Source organism: Amycolatopsis sp. NPDC059657, from assembly GCF_042734395.1.
GTDB lineage: Bacteria > Actinomycetota > Actinomycetes > Mycobacteriales > Pseudonocardiaceae > Amycolatopsis.
Genome location: NZ_JBHWEB010000001.1, coordinates 16,905 through 37,828, shown reverse-complemented (window position 1 = coordinate 37,828; position 20,924 = coordinate 16,905). Strand labels below are relative to the sequence as shown.

At 69.2% G+C, this 20,924-nt stretch carries 15 protein-coding genes, 1 pseudogene and 1 riboswitch; of the genes and pseudogenes, 2 read left to right on the top strand and 14 right to left on the bottom strand.

Features of this window, described 5'->3' with window-relative positions; genetic code table 11:
* The first annotated feature begins 88 nt into the window (after window positions 1-88).
* Complete coding sequence (locus tag ACFV15_RS00160) at window positions 89-673, top strand: class F sortase (RefSeq protein ID WP_378347907.1); 585 nt, start codon at window positions 89-91, stop codon at window positions 671-673.
* On the opposite strand, the gene ACFV15_RS00155 is transcribed toward ACFV15_RS00160, so the two are convergent.
* Genes ACFV15_RS00155 through ACFV15_RS00135 form a run of 5 tightly spaced genes read right to left on the bottom strand, consistent with a single transcriptional unit; the run spans window position 670 to window position 7,850 of the window.
* Window positions 670-1,707: an LLM class F420-dependent oxidoreductase gene (locus ACFV15_RS00155; protein ID WP_378347906.1), complete on the bottom strand. Its 1,038-nt coding sequence runs from the start codon at window positions 1,705-1,707 to the stop codon at window positions 670-672. The genes ACFV15_RS00160 and ACFV15_RS00155 overlap by 4 nt on opposite strands.
* On the bottom strand, window positions 1,707-2,933 hold the full coding sequence (gene fahA, locus ACFV15_RS00150) for a fumarylacetoacetase (protein ID WP_378347905.1): 1,227 nt from the start codon (window positions 2,931-2,933) through the stop codon (window positions 1,707-1,709). The genes ACFV15_RS00155 and fahA overlap by 1 nt, the downstream gene beginning before the upstream one ends.
* Window positions 2,930-4,576, bottom strand: coding sequence for a DUF885 domain-containing protein (locus ACFV15_RS00145; RefSeq protein WP_378347904.1), 1,647 nt, complete (start codon window positions 4,574-4,576; stop codon window positions 2,930-2,932). Before ACFV15_RS00145 ends, fahA begins: the two co-directional genes overlap by 4 nt.
* Window positions 4,573-6,222: a DUF885 domain-containing protein gene (locus tag ACFV15_RS00140; RefSeq protein WP_378347903.1), complete on the bottom strand. Its 1,650-nt coding sequence runs from the start codon at window positions 6,220-6,222 to the stop codon at window positions 4,573-4,575. The genes ACFV15_RS00145 and ACFV15_RS00140 overlap by 4 nt, the downstream gene beginning before the upstream one ends.
* Window positions 6,219-7,850: a DUF885 domain-containing protein gene (locus ACFV15_RS00135; RefSeq protein ID WP_378347902.1), complete on the bottom strand. Its 1,632-nt coding sequence runs from the start codon at window positions 7,848-7,850 to the stop codon at window positions 6,219-6,221. The genes ACFV15_RS00140 and ACFV15_RS00135 overlap by 4 nt, the downstream gene beginning before the upstream one ends.
* Window positions 7,851-7,885: 35 nt before the next feature.
* On the opposite strand from ACFV15_RS00135, the gene ACFV15_RS00130 reads away from it, so the two are divergent.
* On the top strand, window positions 7,886-8,851 hold the full coding sequence (locus tag ACFV15_RS00130) for an AsnC family protein (protein ID WP_378347901.1): 966 nt from the start codon (window positions 7,886-7,888) through the stop codon (window positions 8,849-8,851).
* On the opposite strand, the gene ACFV15_RS00125 is transcribed toward ACFV15_RS00130, so the two are convergent.
* The 9 genes and pseudogenes from ACFV15_RS00125 to ileS all read right to left on the bottom strand — a co-directional run bounded on the left by ACFV15_RS00125 (window position 8,848) and on the right by ileS (window position 20,791).
* On the bottom strand, window positions 8,848-9,774 hold the full coding sequence (locus ACFV15_RS00125) for an RluA family pseudouridine synthase (protein ID WP_378347900.1): 927 nt from the start codon (window positions 9,772-9,774) through the stop codon (window positions 8,848-8,850). The two genes, ACFV15_RS00130 and ACFV15_RS00125, sit on opposite strands and share 4 nt — an antisense overlap.
* A complete protein-coding gene (gene lspA, locus ACFV15_RS00120) occupies window positions 9,771-10,355 on the bottom strand; it encodes a signal peptidase II (RefSeq protein WP_378347899.1) in 585 nt (194 codons plus the stop codon). Before lspA ends, ACFV15_RS00125 begins: the two co-directional genes overlap by 4 nt.
* Window positions 10,356-10,369: 14 nt before the next feature.
* Window positions 10,370-10,966 (bottom strand): hypothetical protein, encoded by a 597-nt coding sequence (locus tag ACFV15_RS00115; protein ID WP_378347898.1) that lies wholly within the window; start codon window positions 10,964-10,966, stop codon window positions 10,370-10,372.
* A 27-nt stretch (window positions 10,967-10,993) separates the two neighbouring features.
* The gene (locus tag ACFV15_RS00110; RefSeq protein WP_378347897.1) at window positions 10,994-12,325 is read right to left on the bottom strand and encodes an aminotransferase class V-fold PLP-dependent enzyme; all 1,332 of its coding nucleotides are present in this window, start codon (window positions 12,323-12,325) and stop codon (window positions 10,994-10,996) included.
* Window positions 12,326-12,360: 35 nt separating this feature from the next.
* Window positions 12,361-12,475: riboswitch (SAM riboswitch) on the bottom strand.
* Window positions 12,476-12,562: 87 nt separating this feature from the next.
* Window positions 12,563-13,243, bottom strand: a complete 681-nt coding sequence (locus ACFV15_RS00105; RefSeq protein WP_378347896.1) for a M23 family metallopeptidase — start codon at window positions 13,241-13,243, stop codon at window positions 12,563-12,565.
* Window positions 13,244-13,592: 349 nt separating this feature from the next.
* Window positions 13,593-15,071: a potassium/proton antiporter gene (locus ACFV15_RS00100; RefSeq protein ID WP_378347895.1), complete on the bottom strand. Its 1,479-nt coding sequence runs from the start codon at window positions 15,069-15,071 to the stop codon at window positions 13,593-13,595.
* 127 nt (window positions 15,072-15,198) lie between these two features.
* Window positions 15,199-15,910: pseudogene (locus ACFV15_RS00095) on the bottom strand (ArsR/SmtB family transcription factor).
* Window positions 15,911-15,953: 43 nt separating this feature from the next.
* Window positions 15,954-17,549, bottom strand: coding sequence for a penicillin-binding transpeptidase domain-containing protein (locus ACFV15_RS00090; protein ID WP_378347894.1), 1,596 nt, complete (start codon window positions 17,547-17,549; stop codon window positions 15,954-15,956).
* A gap of 80 nt (window positions 17,550-17,629) precedes the next feature.
* Window positions 17,630-20,791 carry an isoleucine--tRNA ligase gene (gene ileS / locus ACFV15_RS00085; RefSeq protein ID WP_378347893.1) on the bottom strand — a complete coding sequence of 1,054 codons (3,162 nt, stop codon included), beginning with the start codon at window positions 20,789-20,791 and terminating at the stop codon, window positions 17,630-17,632.
* Between the last annotated feature and the right edge of the window lie 133 nt (window positions 20,792-20,924).

The following is a 20,924-nucleotide window of genomic DNA, read 5'->3' as shown; positions in this document are numbered from 1 at the left end:
TCCGTGGCCGCACCAGGGAATACGGTAACGGAACGCCCGTCCCGTGACGATTTGGCCGGTGTACGACATGCGGGTGAAGCGGGTGCGAGTGAGTGAATCCAGAAGGAAATGCGGTCTCGGGAGCCTGTTCGCGACCGCCTTGGCCGTGACGGTCGCGCTTGGCGGCGTGCTCGCCTGTATCGACTTGGTGACTTCGCCCACGGACAGCCCCGTCGCGTCGGGCAGCGGGCTCGCGCTGGCCGAATCGCGGCCGCTGGCGATCGACATCCCGGCGATCGGGGTGCTCAACCAGGCGGTTTTCGCGCTGCGGGTGACGCCGGGCGGGAAGCAGGAAGTACCCGGCACGGTCGGCTCACTGGGCTGGACGGCCTCGTCGCCGACACCGGGCGAGCCGGGTACCGCCGTCGTCACCGGGCATTCCGGCTATGGCTACGAGGTGGGGCCGTTCAAGCGGCTGAAAGAGCTCAAGACAGGCGACACGATCACGGTGTACCGCGAAGACGGCAGGCGCGCGGTGTTCACCGCGTACCGGGTGACCACCGGCCCGTCCGAGCCGCCGAAGGAGACCGCCGGCCCGGAACTGCGGCTGACGACCTCCCCCGACGACTTCGACCTGCACGGCGACTACTCGCCGCTGGTCGTGGTCAGCGCGAAGCTGACCCACACGAGTTAGAGCAGCTCACGCAAGCGGCTCACCGCGTCGACACGGGCCTCACGACCCGGCTGCAGCGGGTTCACCACCAGCGTGGTCGCGCCGGCCTCACGGAACGCGGCGATCCGCTCCTTCACGTACCCGGCGGGCCCGACGAGCGAGATCGCGCGCAGCAGTTCGAGCGGCACGGCAGCGGCGGCCTCGTCCTTCTTGCCGTCCAGGTACAGGTCCTGGATTTCCTTCGCCTCGGCTTCGTAGCCGTACTGGCAGGCGAGGGTGTTGTAGAAGTTCTTGCCGCGCGCGCCCATGCCGCCGATGTAGAGCGCCAAATACGGGCGAAGATGATCTAGTAGTCCGTCAACTTCGTCGCCGATCGCGAGCGCCGTGCCGACGACGGTGTCGAGTTCGCCCAGCGCCGGATCGCGCTTCGCCTTGCCCTCGGCGAGTGAGGCGCCCCAGACGCCGGCCGCCTTCTCGGGGTGGAAGAAGATCGGCTCCCAGCCCTCGGCGACCTCAGCGGTCAGCGCGACGTTCTTCGGGCCGAGCGCGGCGAGCAGGATCGGGATCCGCTGACGCACCGGGTGGTTGATCAGCTTCAGCGGCTTACCAAGCCCTGTGCCCTCCTCGGCGGGCAGCGGGATCTTGTAGTACTTGCCGTCGTGGACGACCTTCTCGCGGCGCCACACCTGACGGCAGATGTCGATCAGCTCGCGGGTGCGGCCCAGCGGCGCGTCGTACTTCACGCCGTGGAAGCCCTCGATCACCTGCGGGCCGGACGCGCCGAGCCCGAGCGTGAAGCGCCCGTTCGACACGAAGTCGAGCCCGGCCGCGGTCATCGCGGTCAGCGTCGGCGTGCGGGTGTAGATCTGGAAGATGCCGGAGGCGAGTTCGACGGTGGACGTCTTCGCCGCCAGATACCCGAGCTGGCTGACCGCGTCGAACGAGTAGGCCTCGGGAACGAACACGATGTCGAGCCCGGCCTTCTCCAGCTCGACGATGTCCTCGACGCTCTCGGCGAACCCGCCCGAGTAGTTGATCGCGGTACCGATCCGCATTACTTCTCCTCCGTCACGGCCGGGAACACGCGCCCCGCCACCTCGCCGAAACCGATCCTGGCGCCGTCGGGGCCCGGTGCGGTCGCGGTAATGATCACCTCGTCGCCGTCTTCGAGGAAAGTCCGCTGTGAGCCATCTGGCAAGTCGAACGGCTCACGCCCGCCCCAGCTGAGCTCCAGGAACGAGCCGCGCTGGTCCTTCTCCGGCCCGCTGACGGTGCCGGACGCGTACAGGTCGCCGGTGCGCAGGCTCGCGCCGTTGACCGTCAGGTGCGCCAGCTGCTGCGGCGCCGTCCAGTACTGCGTCGCGAACGGCGGCCGCGAGACGACGTGCCCGTTCAGCCGGATCTCCATGCCGAGGTCCAACCCCCAATGGGTGTCGCCCCGCAGGTACGGCAGCGGCTCGGGATCCTGCGGCGGGGACGCGACACGCGCGTGCTGGAGCGCTTCGAGCGGCACGATCCACGGTGAGACGGACGTCGCGAACGACTTGCCGAGGAACGGGCCGAGCGGCTGGTACTCCCACGCCTGGATGTCACGCGCGGACCAGTCGTTGACCAGGCACACCCCGAAGACGTGGTCCTCGAACGCGCCGACGCCGACCTGCTCGCCGAGCTTCGACGGGGTGCCGACGACGAAACCGACCTCGGCCTCGATGTCGAGCCGCAGCGACGGGCCGTAGGTCGGCGCTTCTTCGTTGCGGGGCTTGCGCTGCCCGCTCGGCCGCACGACCGGCGTGCCGGAGACGACGACGGTCCCGGCGCGCCCGTGATAGCCGATCGGCAGGTGCTTCCAGTTCGGCGTCAGCGCGTCGGTGACGGTGTCGGCGAGCCGGAAGATCTTGCCCGCGTTGATCGCGTGATGCTCACTCGAATAGAAGTCGACGTAGTCCGCGACCTCGAACGGCAGATGCAGTCGCACCTCGGCCAACGGCACCAGGTGCGGCGTGACGAGTTCGCGATGGGCCGCGTCCGTGAGCCACTCGGTGATCTTTTCCCTGACCAGCGACCAGGTTTCGCGGCCCGCCGCGAGGAACGGGTTCAGCGACGGTCCCCACAGCACCGGAGCGAACGCGGCGCCGGCGGCCTCGGCCAGCGTGCCGACGTCCAGCACGGACGAGCCGACCGCGACGCCGACGCGAGGCTCCTGCCCCTGCCGGGAGAACACGCCGTAGGGCAGATTCGCGAGGCCGAAGGCGGTGTCCTCCGGCAGATCCAACCAGGTCACTGTGCCGCCACCCAATCTTCGACGAGCTTCGCGAGCACCGGCAGCGGAAGCACCCCGCTGCCGAGCACGACGTCGTGGAACGCCTTGATGTCGAATCGGTCCCCGAGCGCCTTCTCGGCCTCGGTACGCATGCGCTGGATCTCCAGCCGCCCCACCATGTACGACAACGCCTGCGCCGGCCAGCCCGCGTACCGGTCGATCTCGGCTTCGATCTCCAGCGGGGTCATCGGGGTGTTGACCCGCAAGAACCCCACCGCCTGTGCGCGGCTCCAGCCGAGCGCGTGCATGCCGGTGTCGACCACCAGCCTGCCCGCGCGCAGCGAGTCCTGGAGCAACATGCCGAACTTGGCCACGTCCCCGGAATACAGCCCCATCTCGTCGGCGAGACGCTCCGCGTAGAGTCCCCAGCCCTCGGAGTAGGAGTTGACCTCGGCCATACGGCGCAGCAGCGGCAGCTCGGTCAGCTCCTGGGCGAGTTCGATCTGGAAATGGTGCCCTGGAACGGCTTCGTGGAACGCGATGGCCTCGGAAACGTGACGTGGCCGTTCGTGCGCGTCGAAGGTGTTCGCGAAGTACGTGCCCTCGCGCGAGCCGTCGAGCGCGCGTTCCAGGTAGTAGCCCATCGTGCCGCCGTCGGCCTGTGCCGCCGGGATCGCGTCGACCAGGCACTTCGTCGGAGGAACCGAGTTGAACCAGCGCGGCGCGACGGTTTCCGCGCGCGAGATGGCCGCGCGAGCGGACTCCAGCAGTTCCTCCCCGGAGTTCCACCGCAACGCCGGATCGGTACGCAGCCGCTCGAAGATCTCCGCGAGATCATCGACACCGAAGACGCGTTCGCCCAGCTCCCGATACTCGGTCGCCAGCCCGGCCAGAACACTCAACCCCAGCTCGTGCAACTCCTCGGCGGTCATCGAGACCGTGGTGTGCACCTGGATGAGCTTCGCGTACTTCTCGGCACCACCCGGCTTCCAGCACAGCCCGGGCTGAGTGTCCGGCCTGGCCCGCGGCTTCATTTCGAGTGCCAGGAAGTCCTTGTACCGCAGGAAAGCCGGACGAACGACTTCGGCGAGCAGCCGGTCGCGCTCGGAAACGAAACCGTCCAGCTCCGACTCGACCCGCAACGGATCGGTCTCCGGCGAAGCGAGATAACGCTCGAAGAAGTCGACGCCCATGTCGACCAGGAACCCCGCGGGCGCGAAACCCTCCTCGAGCGCCGCGCGCTGCCGCTCGATCACACCATCCACATAGGACGGTATGGCGACCAGCCTGGCCAGGAAGCCACGGGACTTCTCGTCGTCGGACAAGATCAGGCTCGGCATCAAGAGCAGCAGCCGCTGCACCGGCGCGCTGAACGCGTCGCTCACCGTGTAGTCCGGCAGCCGCGAGTCCAGCACGTCGAGCATGCTCTTCGCCTGCTGGATGATGACATCGCGGGTCACCGCGTCCACAGTGGACAAACCGGAGCGGTCGACAGCTTCGGCACGCGCGACGACGCCGGCGAGCGCGAGACGTGTACGCCGCTCCCCCTCCGCCGTCGGATCGGGCAGCTTGCCGTGGTCGGCGGGCAGCCCGAGCAGCGACGGCCAGATCGGATCGGCGGCGAACCGGATCTCGATGAGCTCGTCGGCGAGCGCATCGATCATGCCGAAGCCCAGGCCTTGACCACGCCGTCCAGCACCGACATCGGCAGTGCCCCGTTGCCGAGCACGACATCGTGGAACGCCTTGATGTCGAACCGGTCGCCGAGCGTCTTCTCGGCCTCGGCGCGGATGCGCTGGATCTCCAGCCGGCCCACCATGTACGACAACGCCTGCGCGGGATTGCCCGCGTACCGGTCGATCTCCTTCTCGATCTCCAGCTGCGCCATCGGCGTGTTCTCACGCAGGAAGTCCACCGCCTGGCGGCGGCTCCAGCCGAGCGCGTGCATGCCGGTGTCGACCACCAGCCTGCCGGCGCGCATCGAATCCTGGGTGAGCATGCCGAGCTTGGCCAGATCGCCGGAGTACAGGCCCATCTCGTCGGCGAGACGCTCCGCGTAGAGCCCCCAGCCCTCGGCGTAGGCGTTGATGTCGGCGTTGCGGCGCAGGAACGGCAGATTCGTCAGGCCTTGCGCGGTGACGATCTGGAAATGGTGCCCCGGGACGGCTTCGTGGAACGCGATGGCCTCGGCGGTGTGCCGTGGCCGCTCCTGCGCTCCGAAGGTGTTCGCGTAGTAGACGCCTTCGCGCGAACCGTCGAGCGCGGGCTCCAGGTAGTACGCGATCGTGCCGCTCTCGGCATCCGACACGGGCACGGGGGCGACCTGGCAGCGCTTCTCCGGCACCGAGTTGAACCACTGCGGCGCGACGGCTTCGGCACGCGTGATGGCCTCGCGCGCGGCGTCGAGCAGTTCCTCGCCGGAGTTCCAGCGCAGCGCCGGATCGGTGCGCAGCCGCTCGAAGATCTCCGCGAGGTCCTCGGTGTCGAACACGCGCTTGCCCAGCTCGCGGTATTCGGCCTCCAGCCCGGAGATCACGCTCAGCCCGAGGTCGTGCAACTCTTGCGCCGACGAGGACGTCGTGGTGTGCACCCGGATGAGCTTGGCGTACTTCTCCGCGCCGCCAGGCAGCCAGCACAGGCCCGGCTCGTCGTCCGGCACGGCGCGCGCCAGCACGCCGACGGCCAGGAAGTCGCGGTACCGCGCGAAAGCGGGGTGCACGACCTCGGCGAGCAGCCGGTCACGCTCCTCGATGAACCCGTCGACCTCGATCGAGGGTTCGATCCGCAGCTGATCCTTGGCCGGGTCGGCCAGGTAGCGGTCGAAGTACTCGATGCCGATCTCGACCAGGAACTTCGCCGGCGCCAGGTGATCGTCGAGCGCGGCGCGCTGCCGCTCGATCAAGATGTCCACATAGGACGCGATGGCGGCGAGCCTGGCCAGATAGCCTCGGGCTTTTTCTTCGCTGTTCAGCGAAAGACTCGGCATGACCAGCAGCAGGAACTGCACCGGCGCGGCGAACGCGTCACTCACCGAGAAGTCGTGCACCCGCGAGTCGTACAGGTCGATCATGCTCTGCGCCTGCTGGAGGATGACCTCGCGGGTGACCGCGTCGGTCGCGGGCAGCGTGGCGGGATCGACCGCCTCGGTGCGGGCGATGAGGTCCGTGAGCGCCGCGCGGGTGCGCCGCTCCCCCTCGACGCTCACATCGGGCAGCTTGTCCTCGTCACCGGGCAGGCCCAGGATGGACCGCCACAGCGGATCCGCGGTGAATCGGATGTCGGTGAACTCGTCGGCGAGGTCGTTGATCATGCGTTGGCCCATTCCGTGACGACGGCGTCCAGCACCGAGAGCGGCAGCGCACCGCCGCCGAGCACCAGGTCGTGGAACGCCTTGATGTCGAATCGTTCCCCCAAGACCGCTTCGGCCTCGGCTCTGACGCGCTGGATCTCGAGGCGGCCGACCATGTACGACAACGCCTGGCCCGGGTAGGCGATGTAGCGGTCGATCTCGGCTTCGATCTCACCCTTGGCCATCGGCGTGTTCGCGACCAGGTAGTCGATCGCCTCCTGGCGGCTCCAGCCGAGCGCGTGCAGCCCCGTGTCCACGACCAGCCTCCCCGCGCGCATCGAGTCCAAGGTGAGCATGCCGAGCAGCGCGACGTCATCCGAATAAAGACCCATTTCGAACGCGAGGCGCTCGCTGTAGAGGCCCCAGCCTTCGATGTAGGCGTTGAAGTCGCCGAGCCTGCGCAGCAGCGGCAGCTCGTCGAGGCCCATCGCGGTGCTCAGCTGGAAGTGGTGACCGGGGATGGCCTCGTGGTACGCGGTCGCTTCGGCCGTGTGCCGCTGCCGCTCGGTGGCGTTGTAGGTGTTCGTGAAGAAGGTGCCAGGCCGGGAACCGTCCTGCGACGGCCACATGTAGTACGCCGCGGGCGCGCCGGGCGCCGCCTCCGCCGGAACGGGCTCGACGACCCACGGCTGCGGCGGGATGCGGCCGAACCAGTTCGGAGCCTCGGCTTCCGCGCGGCCGATCGCCGAGCGCGCGCTCTCCAGCATCTCTTCGCCGCTGCTCCACCTCAGCGCCGGATCGTCGCGCAGCCGCTCGAAGATCTCGGGCAGCTTGTCGGTGCCGAACACCCGCCGGCCCAGCTCGCGGTACTCCTCGTTCAGTTTCGCGATCAGGGCGAGCCCGGTGTCGTGCAGCTCCTGCGGCTTGCGGTCGGTGGTCGTGTGGTGCGACGCGAGCAGCGCGTAGATCCGCTCGCCGTCGGGCAGCCAGCAGACGCCCGGCTTGTCTGCGGGGCGCCCGTGCTGGGCGATCTCGGTGGCGAGCACCTCGCGGTACGCGGCGAACGCGGGCCGCACGACGTTCGCGAGCAGGTCGGCGCGGCGGTTGGCGAAGTCCTCGTCGGGCGCCGGCTGGCGCAGCAGCGGGTCGGAGTCCGGCTCGGCCAGGTACCGGTCGAGGTGCTTGATCGCGGCTTCGACGAGGTGGGCGACCGGCACGAGCCCGTCGGCGACGCCCTCGCGGTGCCGCCGCGCGACCTGGTCGAGGTACTTGGGGATGGCGGCGAGCCTGGCGAGCTGGGCCTCGGCCTGCTCGGCGTCGCCGACCGCGACCATCGGCAGCGTGGCGAGCAGCCCCGAAGCGGGCGAGATGAAGATGTCGCTGATGGTGAACTCGTCGACGCGCGCGTCGATCTGCTGGATCTTGCCCTCGGCCTGCGCGATCAGCACCTCGCGGGTGACCGACGGCTCGAGTGCCTTCGCCCGGTCGATGAACGACACGAGCGTCGCGCGGAACGCCTGATCGGCTTCGGCGCTGACCTCGCCGAGTCCCTGGCGCGTGGACGGCATCCCCAGCAGGGCAGGCCAGAGTGGACTCTGATCGAACAAGGCTTCCACGAACTCATCGGCGAGCGCCGCGACATCACTCATGAGGGCCACCCTAACCGTGCGGTAGCGTTCGGCGAGTGGCTGTGACCGATCCTCAGGATGCCCGAATCCTCGCCGCGCTGGCGGAGACGGGCAAGGCGGCCGTGCACGAACTCGCCGCGAAGGTCGGGATGGACCCTCGCGAGGTCGCGTACCGGCTGGTGGCGTTGTCCGGCAGTGGTTTGCCGCTGCTCGTCGGTGTCGAAAGCGACCCGAACGGACTGCGCGCGGCACTGCAGCAAGTCCACCAGCAGGCGCCGCCCCAGCATCCCGTGCAAGGCACCCCTTCGGGTGTTTACGGCGCCCAGCAGGGCATCCCGCAGAACAGGCCGCCGGCGCAGGGGACGCCGTCGGGGCCGTACAACGTCCAAGGCACGCCGTCGGGCGTGTACAACGTGCAGGGCACCCCGTCCGGGCGCTACCAGGGACCGCCGCCCCGGCAAGCGCCGCCGCAGCAGCCACCGCCACGGCAGTTCACCCCGCCGCCGCCACCGGACCCGGTTCTGAGCACCTGGGGTCCGCCGCAGAGCGCGTCGTGGGCGCGCGGCGACGAGCCGTCGTCCGCGCCGAAGCCCGGCAGCGGCAAGCGCGGCCGCATCGGCGAGGTGATGGAGACCCAGGGCCTGGAGGGCGAGCAGCTCACCATCCAGCTGCTGGAGGTCCAGGACCCGGCCGACTTCCTGTTCAGCGCGGCGGGCTACCGGCTCGACGACGGCGAACGCGCGGTGGTGGTGCACACCGAGATCACCAACCGCGGCGGCATCCCGTTCGCTTCGCTCCCGGACAACTACCTGGAACTGCTCACCGCCGAGGGCAAGACCATCGGCAAGGCGCCTGTCTCGCTGACCTCACGGCCGCCGCACAAGATCGGCGTGCCGCCGGGTGAAACCCTCGGCGGGCACACCGTCTACGTGCTGCCGGAGGCGACCAGGGTGGTCAGCGTGCGCTGGAGCCCTCGGCCTGAGCCGGACGAGCGCACGCTGACCTGGTCGATCGACGACTAGTTCTCGTCGCGGAGGATCTTGAGTGCCTTCGCCAGGTCGTCCGGGTACTCCGACTCGAACTCGACCCAGCGGCCGTCCGACGGGTGCGCGAACGCGAGCGTCTTGGCGTGCAGCCACTGCCTGGTCAGGCCGAGCTTGCGCGCGAGCACCGGGTCCGCGCCGTAGGTGAGGTCGCCGACGCAGGGGTGGCGCATCGCCGAGAAGTGCACGCGGATCTGGTGCGTACGGCCGGTCTCCAGCTTGATCTGGGCCAGTGAGGCCGCGCGGAACGCCTCGACCACCTCGTAGTGCGTGACGCTCTCGCGTCCGCCCTGGACCACGGCGAACTTGTAGTCGTGCTTGGGGTGCCGGTCGATCGGCGCGTCGATGGTGCCGCGCGTCGGGTCCGGGTGGCCCTGGACGACCGCGTGATAGCCCTTGTCGACCGTTCGCTCCTTGAAGGCACGCTTGAGCACGGTGTACGCGTGCTCGCTCTTCGCGACGACCATGACACCGGTCGTGCCCGCGTCGAGCCGGTGGACCACGCCCTGGCGCTCCTCGGCGCCGGAGGTGGAGATCCGCAGGCCGGCGGCGGCGAGGCCACCGATCACGGTCGGGCCGGTCCAGCCGGGGCTGGGGTGCACGGCGACGCCGACCGGCTTCGAGATGACCACGATGTCGTCATCGTCGTGCAGGATCACCATGCCCTCGACGGGCTCGGCGACGACCTCGAGCTTGTTCCGCGGGTCCGGCAGGGTGACCTCGATCAGGCCACCGGCCACGAGCTTGTCCGACTTGCCCGCGACCCGGCCGTCGAGCAGCACCTCACCGGCTTCGGCGAGGTCGGCGATGACGGTCCTGGACAGGCCGAGCATCTTGGCGAGCCCGGCGTCGACCCTCATCCCGTCGAGCCCGTCGGGAATGGGCAGCATGCGCGCGCTCACTTGGTTTCCTTCTTCTTGTCCTTTGTGGACGTGCCGTCGTAGTCCCTGCCGAGCAGTGACATCAGCACGATGAGTGCGCCGCCGACGCAGATGCACGAGTCGGCGACGTTGAACACCGCGAACCCGCGGCCGTCCGGCGCGAACGCCGAGATGAAGTCGACGACGTGGCCCTGGAACGGCGACGGGGCGCGGAAGATCCGGTCGACCAGGTTCCCGAAGGCGCCGGCGAGCACCAGCCCGAGCCCGATCGCCCAGCCGGTCGACCGCAGCCGCCTGGCGAGCCAGACGATCGCGATGACCACGCCGAGCGCCACGATGGCCAGGATCCACGTCATGCCCGTGGCCAGCGAGAACGCCGCGCCAGGGTTCCGCACGAGCTGGAAGTAGAGCAGCCCGCCGAGTACCTTGACCGGTTCCTTGCCCTCCAAAGTGGACACCACGACGATCTTGCTGATCAGATCCGCGGCGAACGCGACCAAGGCCACCGCGAAGACCAGCACGATCCGCCGCTTCGGCAGCGGAGGAGCCTCCGGCTGCTCGTCGGGAACGGTGTCTGGCTGCGATTCGGGCTCGGTGCTCACCTGCCCATTGTCCACTAGCTGCTGGCCGGGCCCGGCCTGCCCCGGCCGGCGAGCGCCACGAACGCCCCCGCGAGCACCACGACGGCCGGAATCAGCAGCCCGGCCAGACCCGGCGTGAACAGCGACGCCGTGAGCAGGAACAACCCGGTGACCACCAGGAGCAGCACGCTGCGCTCCAGCCAGACCAGCACCAGCAGCCCGGCGGTGACGATCACCGGGTCACGCAGATGGGCGGACAACCCGAACCCGGAGTAGGAGACGAACTCGGCCACCGCGATGGCGACCAGCCCGCCGAACGCGATCCCCAGCGTCCGCGGCAGCGGGTACGGCGTGCCCGCGCGATGCGCCTTGACCGCATACCAGACGACGGTCGCCAGGAAGACGACCGCCATGAGGTATGGCCAGAACCGGGTCACACCGCGGTCGAACGAGAGGTTCAGCGACGCTTCGTAAGCCTCACTGGATACGAAGGCCTTGAGGTGCCCGTACGTCTGGTCGGTGTAGGCGAACGGCGTCGACTCGAACCAGCCCGCCCCGGCGTCGGACAGCGCGGCCATGGCGATCTGCGCGAAGCCGAGCAACGCCAGCGGAAACCAATACCTAGCCCCCATGGGCCGAGTTTAGCCAGCGAGAGCCCTTCAGCGCAGGAAGCCCGGCAGCTCACGAGGGTCGTCGAGGGGCGCCCAGCGGCCGTCGACCTTGGCATAGGTCCAGCGCGCTCCCCTGGCGACGATCTGCCGGAGCGCGAGCAGCAACCGGTCGACGTGCTCTTCGGTGGTCCCGAGGCCGAGGCTCACGCGCAGCGCCTGCTGACCGGCTGCGCCCGCCTCGCCGATCAGGCGCTTGGTGGCGATGTGCGCGCAGAACGCGCCGTCACGGACGCCGATGCCGTACTCGGCCGACAGCACCGCGGCGACCCAGCCGGGCTCGAAGCCGTCGAGCACGAAGCTGAGCGTGCCCACCCGGTCGACCGGTGCGTCGAACAGGCTCAGCTCGGTGAGACCGGGGACGGCGGCGAGACCCTTGCGCAGACGGTCGAGCAGCACGGTCTCGTGCTCGACGACCTCGTCCCACTGCTTCGCGAGCGTCTGGCAGGCGACGCCGAGCGCGTACACGCCGACGGTGTTGGGCGAACCGGCCTCGTGGCGCTCGGGGCCGTTGTTCCAGACCACCGCGTCGCCGGTGACGATCTTGGTCGCGCCGCCGCCCGCGAGGTACGGCTGGGCCGCGCGCAGCCAGTCGGCGCGGCCGATCAGCGCGCCGGCGCCGAACGGGGCGTACAGCTTGTGGCCGGAGAAAGCCACGTAGTCGACGTCGAGTTCGCGCACGGAAATCTTGCGGTGCGGGGAAAGCTGGGCCGCGTCGAGCGCGATGCGGGCGCCGTGCCTGCGTGCGACGGCCGCGATCTCCTTGACGGGCAACAGTTCGCCGGTCACGTTGGACGCGCCGGTGAGCACCACCAGGCGCGGGCCTTCCGGGCACTCGGCCAGTGCACTGTCCACAGCGGACACCGCGGCGAGCCGGGTGCGCGGGGTCTGGACGCGGCGCACATTCGGGCCACGCCAAGGCAACAGGGCCGCGTGGTGCTCGGTGTCGAACACCACGACCGAGGTGCCCTTCGGCAGGCTGCGGGCCAGCAGGTTGAAGGAATCGGTGGTGTTGCGGGTGAACACCACGGTGTCGGTGGCGCGTGCGTCGACGAAGTCGCGCAGGATGCCGCGTGTGCGCTCGTAAAGCTTGGTGGAGACCTGCGACGCGAAGCCCGCGCCGCGGTGCACACTCGCGTACCAGGGCAGGAATTCGTCGACCGCGTCGCGCACCGCGCCGAGGCAGGGTGCGCTCGCCGCGTGGTCGAGGTTGGCGTAGCCGATGGCCTCGCCGGTCACCAGCGGCACCCGGAGCTCGGCGCCCGCGACGGCCGGGATGTCCTGCGCGGCAACGGTTTCAGTGCGATCGAGTGCGAGTGTCATGACGCCTCCGGGTCCAGGGACCCGCATCGCATGAGGGCCCGCGCTTGCCCGTCGCCGTGTGCGACAGGCCTGGTCCTCACCCGGGGCACCCCACCGCGGTTGGAGGGTTGCCGGCCAGCAAGCCGGGGCTGAACGCTGGCACTCGTGACCTGATTCGGGACACTACCCGAAGATCCGCCGATCGCGCGAACCCCCGTCCCAGATTCTGGAACGAAAACCCGCGCGACCGGCGTTTTCTCAGCGGTCCAAGCGGAATCGGCCGGGCAGCTGGGTGACCGCGTTGTCACGCACGCGCGTGGCGGTGCCGGTGTACTGCTCGGCGCCCGCGGTGAACTTGTAACCACCGAGCGTCTTGCCGTCGACGGGTTCGCCGAACGCCTCGGCGACGTCGGCCGAGACCTGCTCGTACGACATGCCGCTCCAGTTGCCGGCGGCGACCTTGTCCACCCGCATCTTGGAAGCGCTTTCCTGAAGTGACCAGAGCGTGAAGTGCACATGCGCGCCGGTCGAGGATCCACCGCACGGCAACGCGTTCCCGGTCTTGCCGAGCACGGTGCCCGCCTCGACGGCCTGGCCGTCGGTGACCGCGATGTTCTCCATGTGGTAGTACCCGGTACGCCAGCCGTTGCCGTGGTCGATGGTCACCCAGTCGCCGCCGGAACAGTGCTGGATCGCGACGGTGCCCGCCAGTGGCGCACGCACGGTCTTGTCGTACGGCGAGAAGTCGATGGCGTTCTTCACGCCCGAGTTGCCGTCGTCGGAGTGGATTCCGGCCGAGTAGACCTGCTGGCCCGTCTGGAACGGCAGCGCGAACGCCGGGAACGCCTCCGCGTGGGCCGCGGTCGGCAGCCCGACCAGCACACCCGCGAGCACGGCCGCGGCGGAGACAAAGCCAAGACGCATGCGAACCTTCGTCACTCTGCGTCCTCCTTTTCTGGACTCACTCCCCCAAACGGACTAACACGATTGAACGCAAGGTAAGGCATCGCGATCTTGAAGTGAATAGTCTTTCGTCTACTTTTCGAGACATTAACGAGACAAGCCCGAGTCCCTCGCGACACCGGTACGAGTCCTAACCGAGACATTCCCGCAGCTCGCGCGCCAAAAAAGCCACCCAGCGGTACGCAACAGCGAGCACACGTACAGGGACGGTGATCACAGGCCCCTGAGCAGCGCAGACTAAAGCGCAGCGAGTTTACTCTCCGCGTACGCATGCTTGCTTTTCGTGTACACGGGTCTGCTGCCCGCGTACGGAAACGGCCGTTTTCTAGTGGCCGGACTCCCCGCGCCAGCGGGCCAGACGGCCGGCGCGGTCGACCGCGCGGAGCCGTCGTTCGGCGGCATCACGAGCCGCGGCGGTGGTGACTACAAGTAGTTGGTCTTGTTCCTGCAAACGGGTGGTCTTCTGCGGAGTGAAGCCTTGACCGTCGCGGACGACCAGGCTGATCGTCGAGCCTTCCGGGAGCCGCAGCTCGGTCAGGTAGACGCCGTGCATCTTGGAGCCGGTCTGGATGCGGACCTGCAGGAGTTCCGCGCCGAGCTCGTCCAGCGGCGCCGAGTCGACCTCGATCTCCTTGGCCTCGCGGACCGCGTCGAGCCCGAGCTTGCGCGCCAGCGGGGCGAGCGTCGCGCCCTGCAGCAGCGTCAGCACGATGACCAGCACGAACACGGCGTCGACCAGGCGTTGCGCGCCGGGGACGCCCTCGGAAAGCGGGATCATCGCGAGCACGATCGGCACCGCGCCCCGCAGCCCCGCCCAGGCGAGGAAGGTCTGTTCCCGCCAGGGCACCTTGAACGGCAGCGCGGCGATCAGCACCGAGATCGGCCGCGAGAGCACCAGCACCACCGCGCCCGCGATGAGGCCTGGCACGATCGCGTCCAGCAGCCTGGTGGGTGACGCGAACAGCCCGAGCAGCACGAACAGCCCGATCTGCGCGAGCCAGCCGAGGCCCTCGGCGAACGAGAGCGTGTCCGAGCGGTGCGGCAGCCGGGAGTTGCCGAGCACCACCCCGGCGACATAGGTGGCCAGCAGCCCGGACGCGTGCGCGAGCTGTCCGCTCGAGTACGCGAGCACGCACACCGCGACCGTGGCCAGCGGATACAGGCCGGTCGCGGGCAGCGCGGCCCGGCGCAGCGCCTGCGCGCCGCCCCAGCCGAAGAGCAGGCCGAGACCCAGGCCCAGCGCGAGTTCGTAGACGACCAGCAGCGGCAACGTCCAGTCGACGACCGTGGCTTCGGCGAGCACGACGACGGCGATGTACGCGGGCGCGTCGTTGATACCGGATTCGAGTTCGAGGGTGCCGACCAGCCGTTTGCCGACGCCGATCGTGCGCAGCACGGAGAACACCGCGGCCGAGTCGGTGGACGCGAGCACCGCGCCCCAGAGCAGCGCCATCCGCCAGTCGAGGTCGAGCAGCCAGTGCAGCGCGGAGCCGGTGATCGCGATGCTGACGCCAACGCCCACTGTGGACAGTGCGATTCCGGTGCCGAGCCCCGGTTTCACCGCGCTCCAGCGGGTGGTGAGGCCACCTTCGGTGAGGATCATGACCAGCGCGGCCAGCCCCAGCGACTGGGTCAGCCCCGGATTGTCGAATTCGACGCCGAACCCGGCTTCGCCGATCAGGACGCCGATCGCCAGGTAGAGCAGCAGCGAGGGCAGGCCGAGGCGGATCGAGACACGGACGGCGATCACGGCGGAGAGGAGCACGAGGCCACCGGTGCCCAGCACGATCGGGAGCTGCTCCATGCATGCCTCCGTCCCGGTCGCCCCGTGGGCTATCAGAATAGAGAGGCTGGGTCGTTCACTCGATCGTGGATCACCGGAGCGGCGGGGTTTTCTGTTGTGCTACGGCCTCCGGCCCCCGGTATCCAGCTTATCGGCGGGTACCGACAAGTTTCGGCGAGCCTGCCGGGATGAGGAGTGAGCTGTCCACACCCAAGCGGGCGAAGGGTTCCTGCGCCGCGGGGAGTATCCGGATGGCTCTCGACGGGTCATGCGAGAGCCATCCCGCGTCCACCGCGCGGTGCAGGATCGCGGCGGGCAGCACACCGGCCAGGTGCTCGCGGCGCTCTGTCCAATCCAGACACTCGCGCAGCAGCGGGCGGCGCCTGCTCGATCACCACGCCGAGTCCATCGAGGACGGACCTGCCCCGCGAGGTCAGCGTCAGGCCCGACGAGGTCTCGAGCAGCCCGGCCGCGATCATCCCGTCCCGCAGCGCCACGCCGAGTTTCCCGGCCAGGTGGTCGTAACAGGTCCGCGCGAATTCCAGCTTCCGCACGCGCGTCGACGTGCGCAGGCCGATGGCCGGGCGATGGTCGGCGTGCTGTGCGAGGCCTTCGATGAGCTGGGCCACCCTCGGGTCGTCGATGCGGACGTAACTGTGCCGCCCCTGCTTGAGGCTCCCGACGAACCCCGCCTCGCGCAGCCGCGTGACGTGCTCGCTCGCGGTCGACGGCGCGATCTTCGCCGCCGCCGCGAGCTCGCCGACCGTCCAGGCCCTGCCGTCGAGCAACGCCAGGCACATCGCCGCCCGGCTCGGGTCGGCCAGTACGGCGGCCACCTCGGCCAGCGCGATCGTCTCCATCAGCCCACGGTAGGTCAGGAATGTGTCGGCCGAGGCCGACACGTCACCCCAGGAACTTCGCAGCCACGCTCACCGCGGGCTTCGACGAGTCGGCACCCTCCATGAACACCACGAACGCGGTGTCACCCTTGTAGCCGACGAACCAGCCATGCGCGTTCTCACCGCTGCCGAACTGCGCGGTCCCGGTCTTGCCGCGGACGTCACCGCTCTTGGCGAGGCCGGTGGCCGTCCCGGCCGTGACGACCTCGCGCATCATCGACCGCAGCGGGCCCAGCACGCCGGCGGGCGGCGCCTTGTAGCCGGTGCCGACCTCCGTCGGCAGGTCGGTGAACAGCTGCGGGGTGACGGCCTTGCCCGAAGCCACGGTCGCCGCCATCAGGCAGGCGCCGAAGGGGCTGACCGTGACCCGGCCCTGCCCGATACCGTCCTCGACCCGCTGCGACTTGTCGTCAGCCGCCTCGACCTTGCCCGCTTCGGTGGTCAGCCCTGGGATGGAGAAGTCGGCGTTCAGCCCGAACTGGTCGGCCGCCTTCTTCAGCCCGTCCGCGGGCAGGTCCGCCGCGATCTGGCCGAACGTCGTGTTGCACGACCGTGCGAAAGCGGTGTGCAGCGGGCTCGGCGGCAAGCCGAAACCGTCGTTCTTGAGCGTGCGCTGACCGATCGTCGCGGTCTCCGGGCAGTCACGGACGTCGTTCGCGCCGATCCCGCTTTCCAGCGCCGCGGTCGCGGTGGCGATCTTGAAGGCCGAGCCCGGCGCGAACTGGCCGCTGAACGGGTTGGTGTTCTTGGCGGCGGCGGCCGCGTTGCGCGCGGCGGAGGTGATCTCGCCGTTCGCCTTCATCGAGATGATCACGGCGGGCCTGCCGCCCGCCGAATCGACCGCCGCCTGCGCGGCCGCCTGCGTCGCGAGGCTCACGGTCGACGTGGCGGGCTTGGCCTCACCACCCGTGCCTGCCTTGGTGAAGACCTCCTTGACCACGGCACCCGCGCCGTCGACGATCCCGATCGCGAACCCGGCGTCACCGGAACTCTGGGCCTTCGCGCTGGTCAGCGCGGAGTCGAGCAGCGGGACCAGCGGCGTGGTCACGTCGCCGCCCACCAGCGCCTTGCCGTCCCGGTCGACGACGGCCGGCTGCTTGCCCGCGGTCTTGAGCAGCAGCCGCTGACCTTCCTTGAGGTCGGGATGCAGCAGCGCCGGCGTCCAGTGGACCTTCCAGTCCTTACCCGTGCGGACCAGTTCCATCGGCACGTCGTAGTCCCACTTGCCGCTGCTCAGGCTCCACACGAGATGGAACTTCCCAGTGCTCGTGGTCGCCTCCGCCCCGGCGGGCGCCACCTCGGTGAGCGACGCCTGGGCCTTCTGCGAGACACCCGAATACACGTCGGTGATGGCGGCCGTGGCCGCCGCCGGGTTGTCCGTGTACTTGCCTGCGCTCGCCGCGTCGTGTGACGAAAACGCCAGCACGTACTTGGTCGCCATGTCCTTCGGGCCCGGCGCGGCGGTGGTGGTCGGAGCGGACTCACCGGCGGCCGCGTCCGGGGTGGAACCGCTGTTGAGCAGCACCACCCCAGCCAGCACGATCGCCACGACCGCCACCGCGGCCCCGATGAGAATCCCTCTTTTACGCGCGGTACTCACGTTCACAATCCCCCAGTTATGCGCTACTGGAGGCCGAGATTAACCGAGTTTCCTGTGCGTGTTCCGAACCATCACAGGATCTACACTTTTGCCACCGAGACCGTCACCTTGACGCCCTCGCCGACGGTGCCCTCGGATCCGCCGGTCACTTCGCCGTAGCTCACCGCGAGCGAAAGCGTCTCCGAAGCGACGAACTTCTCGTGCGCCTTCGCCGCCTCGACGACCTCGTCAGGCGCGTCGATGACCAGCTCGATCCGGTCCGCGACGTCGAGTCCGGCGTCGCGGCGGGCCTGCTGGACCACGCGGATCAGGTCCCGCGCGAGTCCTTCGGCGGCCAGCTCGGGCGTGACGTCCGTGTCGAGCAGCACCAGCCCGCCGCCACCCGGCAGCTCGGCGGCCGCACCCGAGTCCTTGGCGACCAGCTTGCGCTCGTACTCGCCTTCGACCAGCTCGATCCCGGCGGCGACCACGGCGCCCGACGCGGACGTCGACCAGTCACCGGCCTTGACGGCCTTGATCACCGTCTGCACGTCCTTGCCCAGGCGCGGCCCGGCTGCGCGGGCGTTGACCGCGACCTGGAACTCGCCGTGCGCGGCGACGTCCGTGGTCAGCTCGACCGACTTGACGTTCACCTCGTCACGCAGGATGTCGGTGAACTCGCGCAGCAGCTCGGCGTCGTCCGCCGCGACCAGCAGGCGGGCGAGCGGCAGGCGCACGCGCAGCTTGTTGGCCTTGCGCAGGGAAAGCGCGGACGAGGCGACCTGACGCACGTGGTCCATCGCCGTCACCAGCGCGGCGTCCGCCGGCAGCTCGACCGTGTTCGGCCAGTCGGTCAGGTGCACCGAACGGCCACCGGTCAGCCCGCGCCACACCGACTCCGCGGTCAGCGGCAGCAGCGGCGCGACCACGCGCGAGGTCACCTCGAGCACGGTGTGCAGGGTGTCGATCGCGTCCTGCTCGCCGGCCCAGAAGCGGTCACGCGACCGTCGCACGTACCAGTTCGTGAGCACCTCGAGGAACTCACGCACGATCGAGCAGGCGCCCGCCACGTCGTAGGTGTCCAGCGCGTACTCGACGTCGGTGACCAGCTGGTGCGTCTTCGCCAGCACGTAGCGGTCGAGCACGTGCTTGGAGTCCGTGCGCCAGGTGCCCTCGATACCCTCGGCGTTGGCGTACAGCGCGAGGAAGTAGTACGAGTTCCACAGCGGCAGCACGGCCTGGCGCACCGCGTCGCGGATGCCCTTGTCGGTGACGATCAGGTTCCCGCCGCGCAGGATCGGGCTCGCCATCAGGTACCAGCGCATCGCGTCGGAGCCGTCGCGGTCGAAGACCTCGTTGACGTCCGGGTAGTTGCGCAGCGACTTGGACATCTTCGCGCCGTCAGAGCCGAGCACGATGCCGTGCGAGACGCAGGCGCGGAACGCCGGCCGGTCGAACAACGCCGTCGCCAGCACGTGTAGCAGGTAGAACCAGCCGCGGGTCTGGCCGATGTACTCGACGATGAAGTCGCTCGGGTAGTGGTGCTCGAACCACTCCGCGTTCTCGAACGGGTAATGCACCTGCGCGTACGGCATCGAGCCAGAGTCGAACCAGACGTCGAGCACGTCCGCGACGCGGCGCATGGTCGAGCGGCCGGTCGGGTCGTCCGGGTTCGGCCTGGTCAGCTCGTCGATGAACGGCCGGTGCAGGTTGTCCAGGCGCACGCCGAAGTCACGCTCCAGCTCGTCGAGCGAGCCGTAGACGTCGGTGCGCGGGTAGCTCGGGTCGTCGGACTGCCACACCGGGATCGGCGTGCCCCAGTACCGGTTGCGTGAGACCGACCAGTCACGGGCGTTCTCCAGCCACTTGCCGAACTGGCCGTCCTTGACGTGCTCGGGGTACCAGGTGATCTGCTGGTTGAGCTCGACCATCCGGTCCTTGAACTCGGTCACCGCGACGAACCACGACGAGACGGCGCGGTAGATCAGCGGGTTGCGGCAGCGCCAGCAGTGCGGGTACGGGTGCTCGTAGGTCTCGTGGCGCAGCAGGACCGCGCCCTGACGGCCGGCGGAACCCGTGCCGTTCTTGAGGTCCTTGATGATCTCCGGGTTCGCGTCGAAGACCAGCTTGCCCGCGTAGTCGGGCACGGTGGAGTCGAACTTGCCCTGCGAGTCGACCGGTGTCACGGGCACGATGCCGTGCGCGTCGGTGACCGCCTTGTCCTCTTCACCGTAGGCGGGCGCGATGTGGACGACACCCGTGCCGTCCTCTGTGGTCACGTAGTCCGCGGACAGCACGCGGTGCGCGTTCTCGTGCCCGGCGAAGTACGGGAACGGTGGCACGTAACGGGTTCCGAGCAGCTCGGTGCCGGTGTAGTGCGCGACGACGACAGGCTCCTCGCCGAGTTCACGCGCGTAGGCGGCGACGCGGGCTTCGGCCAGCAGGAACCGCTTGCCGTCGGACTCGACGACCACGTACTGCACGTCCGGGTGCACGGCCGTGGCGAGGTTCGACGGCAGCGTCCACGGGGTCGTGGTCCAGATCAGCAGGTAGGTGCCGTCGAGCTCGTTTTCGTTGCCCTCCAAGCGGAATCCGACCGTGACGGCCGGGTCCTGGCGGCTCTGGTAGACGTCGTCGTCCATCCGGAGCTCGTGGTTGGACAGCGGCGTCTCGTCGCGCCAGCAGTACGGCAGGACGCGGTAGCCCTCGTAGACCAGGCCCTTGTCCCACAGCTGCTTGAACGCCCAGATCACCGACTCCATGTACTTGACGTCGAGTGTCTTGTAGTCGTTGTCGAAATCGACCCAGCGCGCCTGGCGGGTGACGTACTCCTCCCACTCACCGGTGTAGCGCAGCACGGACTCGCGGCAGGCGTCGTTGAAGACGTCGATGCCCATCGCGTCGATCTCGGACTTCTCGGTGATCCCCAGCTGGCGCATGGCTTCCAGCTCGGCGGGCAGGCCGTGCGTGTCCCAGCCGAAGCGGCGCTCGACGCGCTTGCCCTTCATGGTCTGGTAGCGCGGCACCAGGTCCTTGACGTACCCGGTGAGCAGGTGGCCGTAGTGCGGCAGGCCGTTGGCGAACGGCGGGCCGTCGTAGAAGACGTATTCGTTGGCGCCGTTGACCCCGGCCTCACGCGCGTCGATGCTCGCCTGGAAGGTCCGGTCGGTCTCCCAGTACGCGAGCACCTGCTTCTCGAGTTCGGGGAATGAGGGCTGGGACGGGACGGTGGTCTCTCCGTCCAGCTGGGCCTTGGGGTACATCGGCGGTGCTCCTCGTCGTCTTCTCGTACAGGCTGTTCGCCTACACGGGGACGAGACGCGCCGTTTCCGGCGGTTCCGCGGTACCACCCCGCTTGCTCATTCACATGAGCCGCTTCGTTTCGGCTGTGACGGG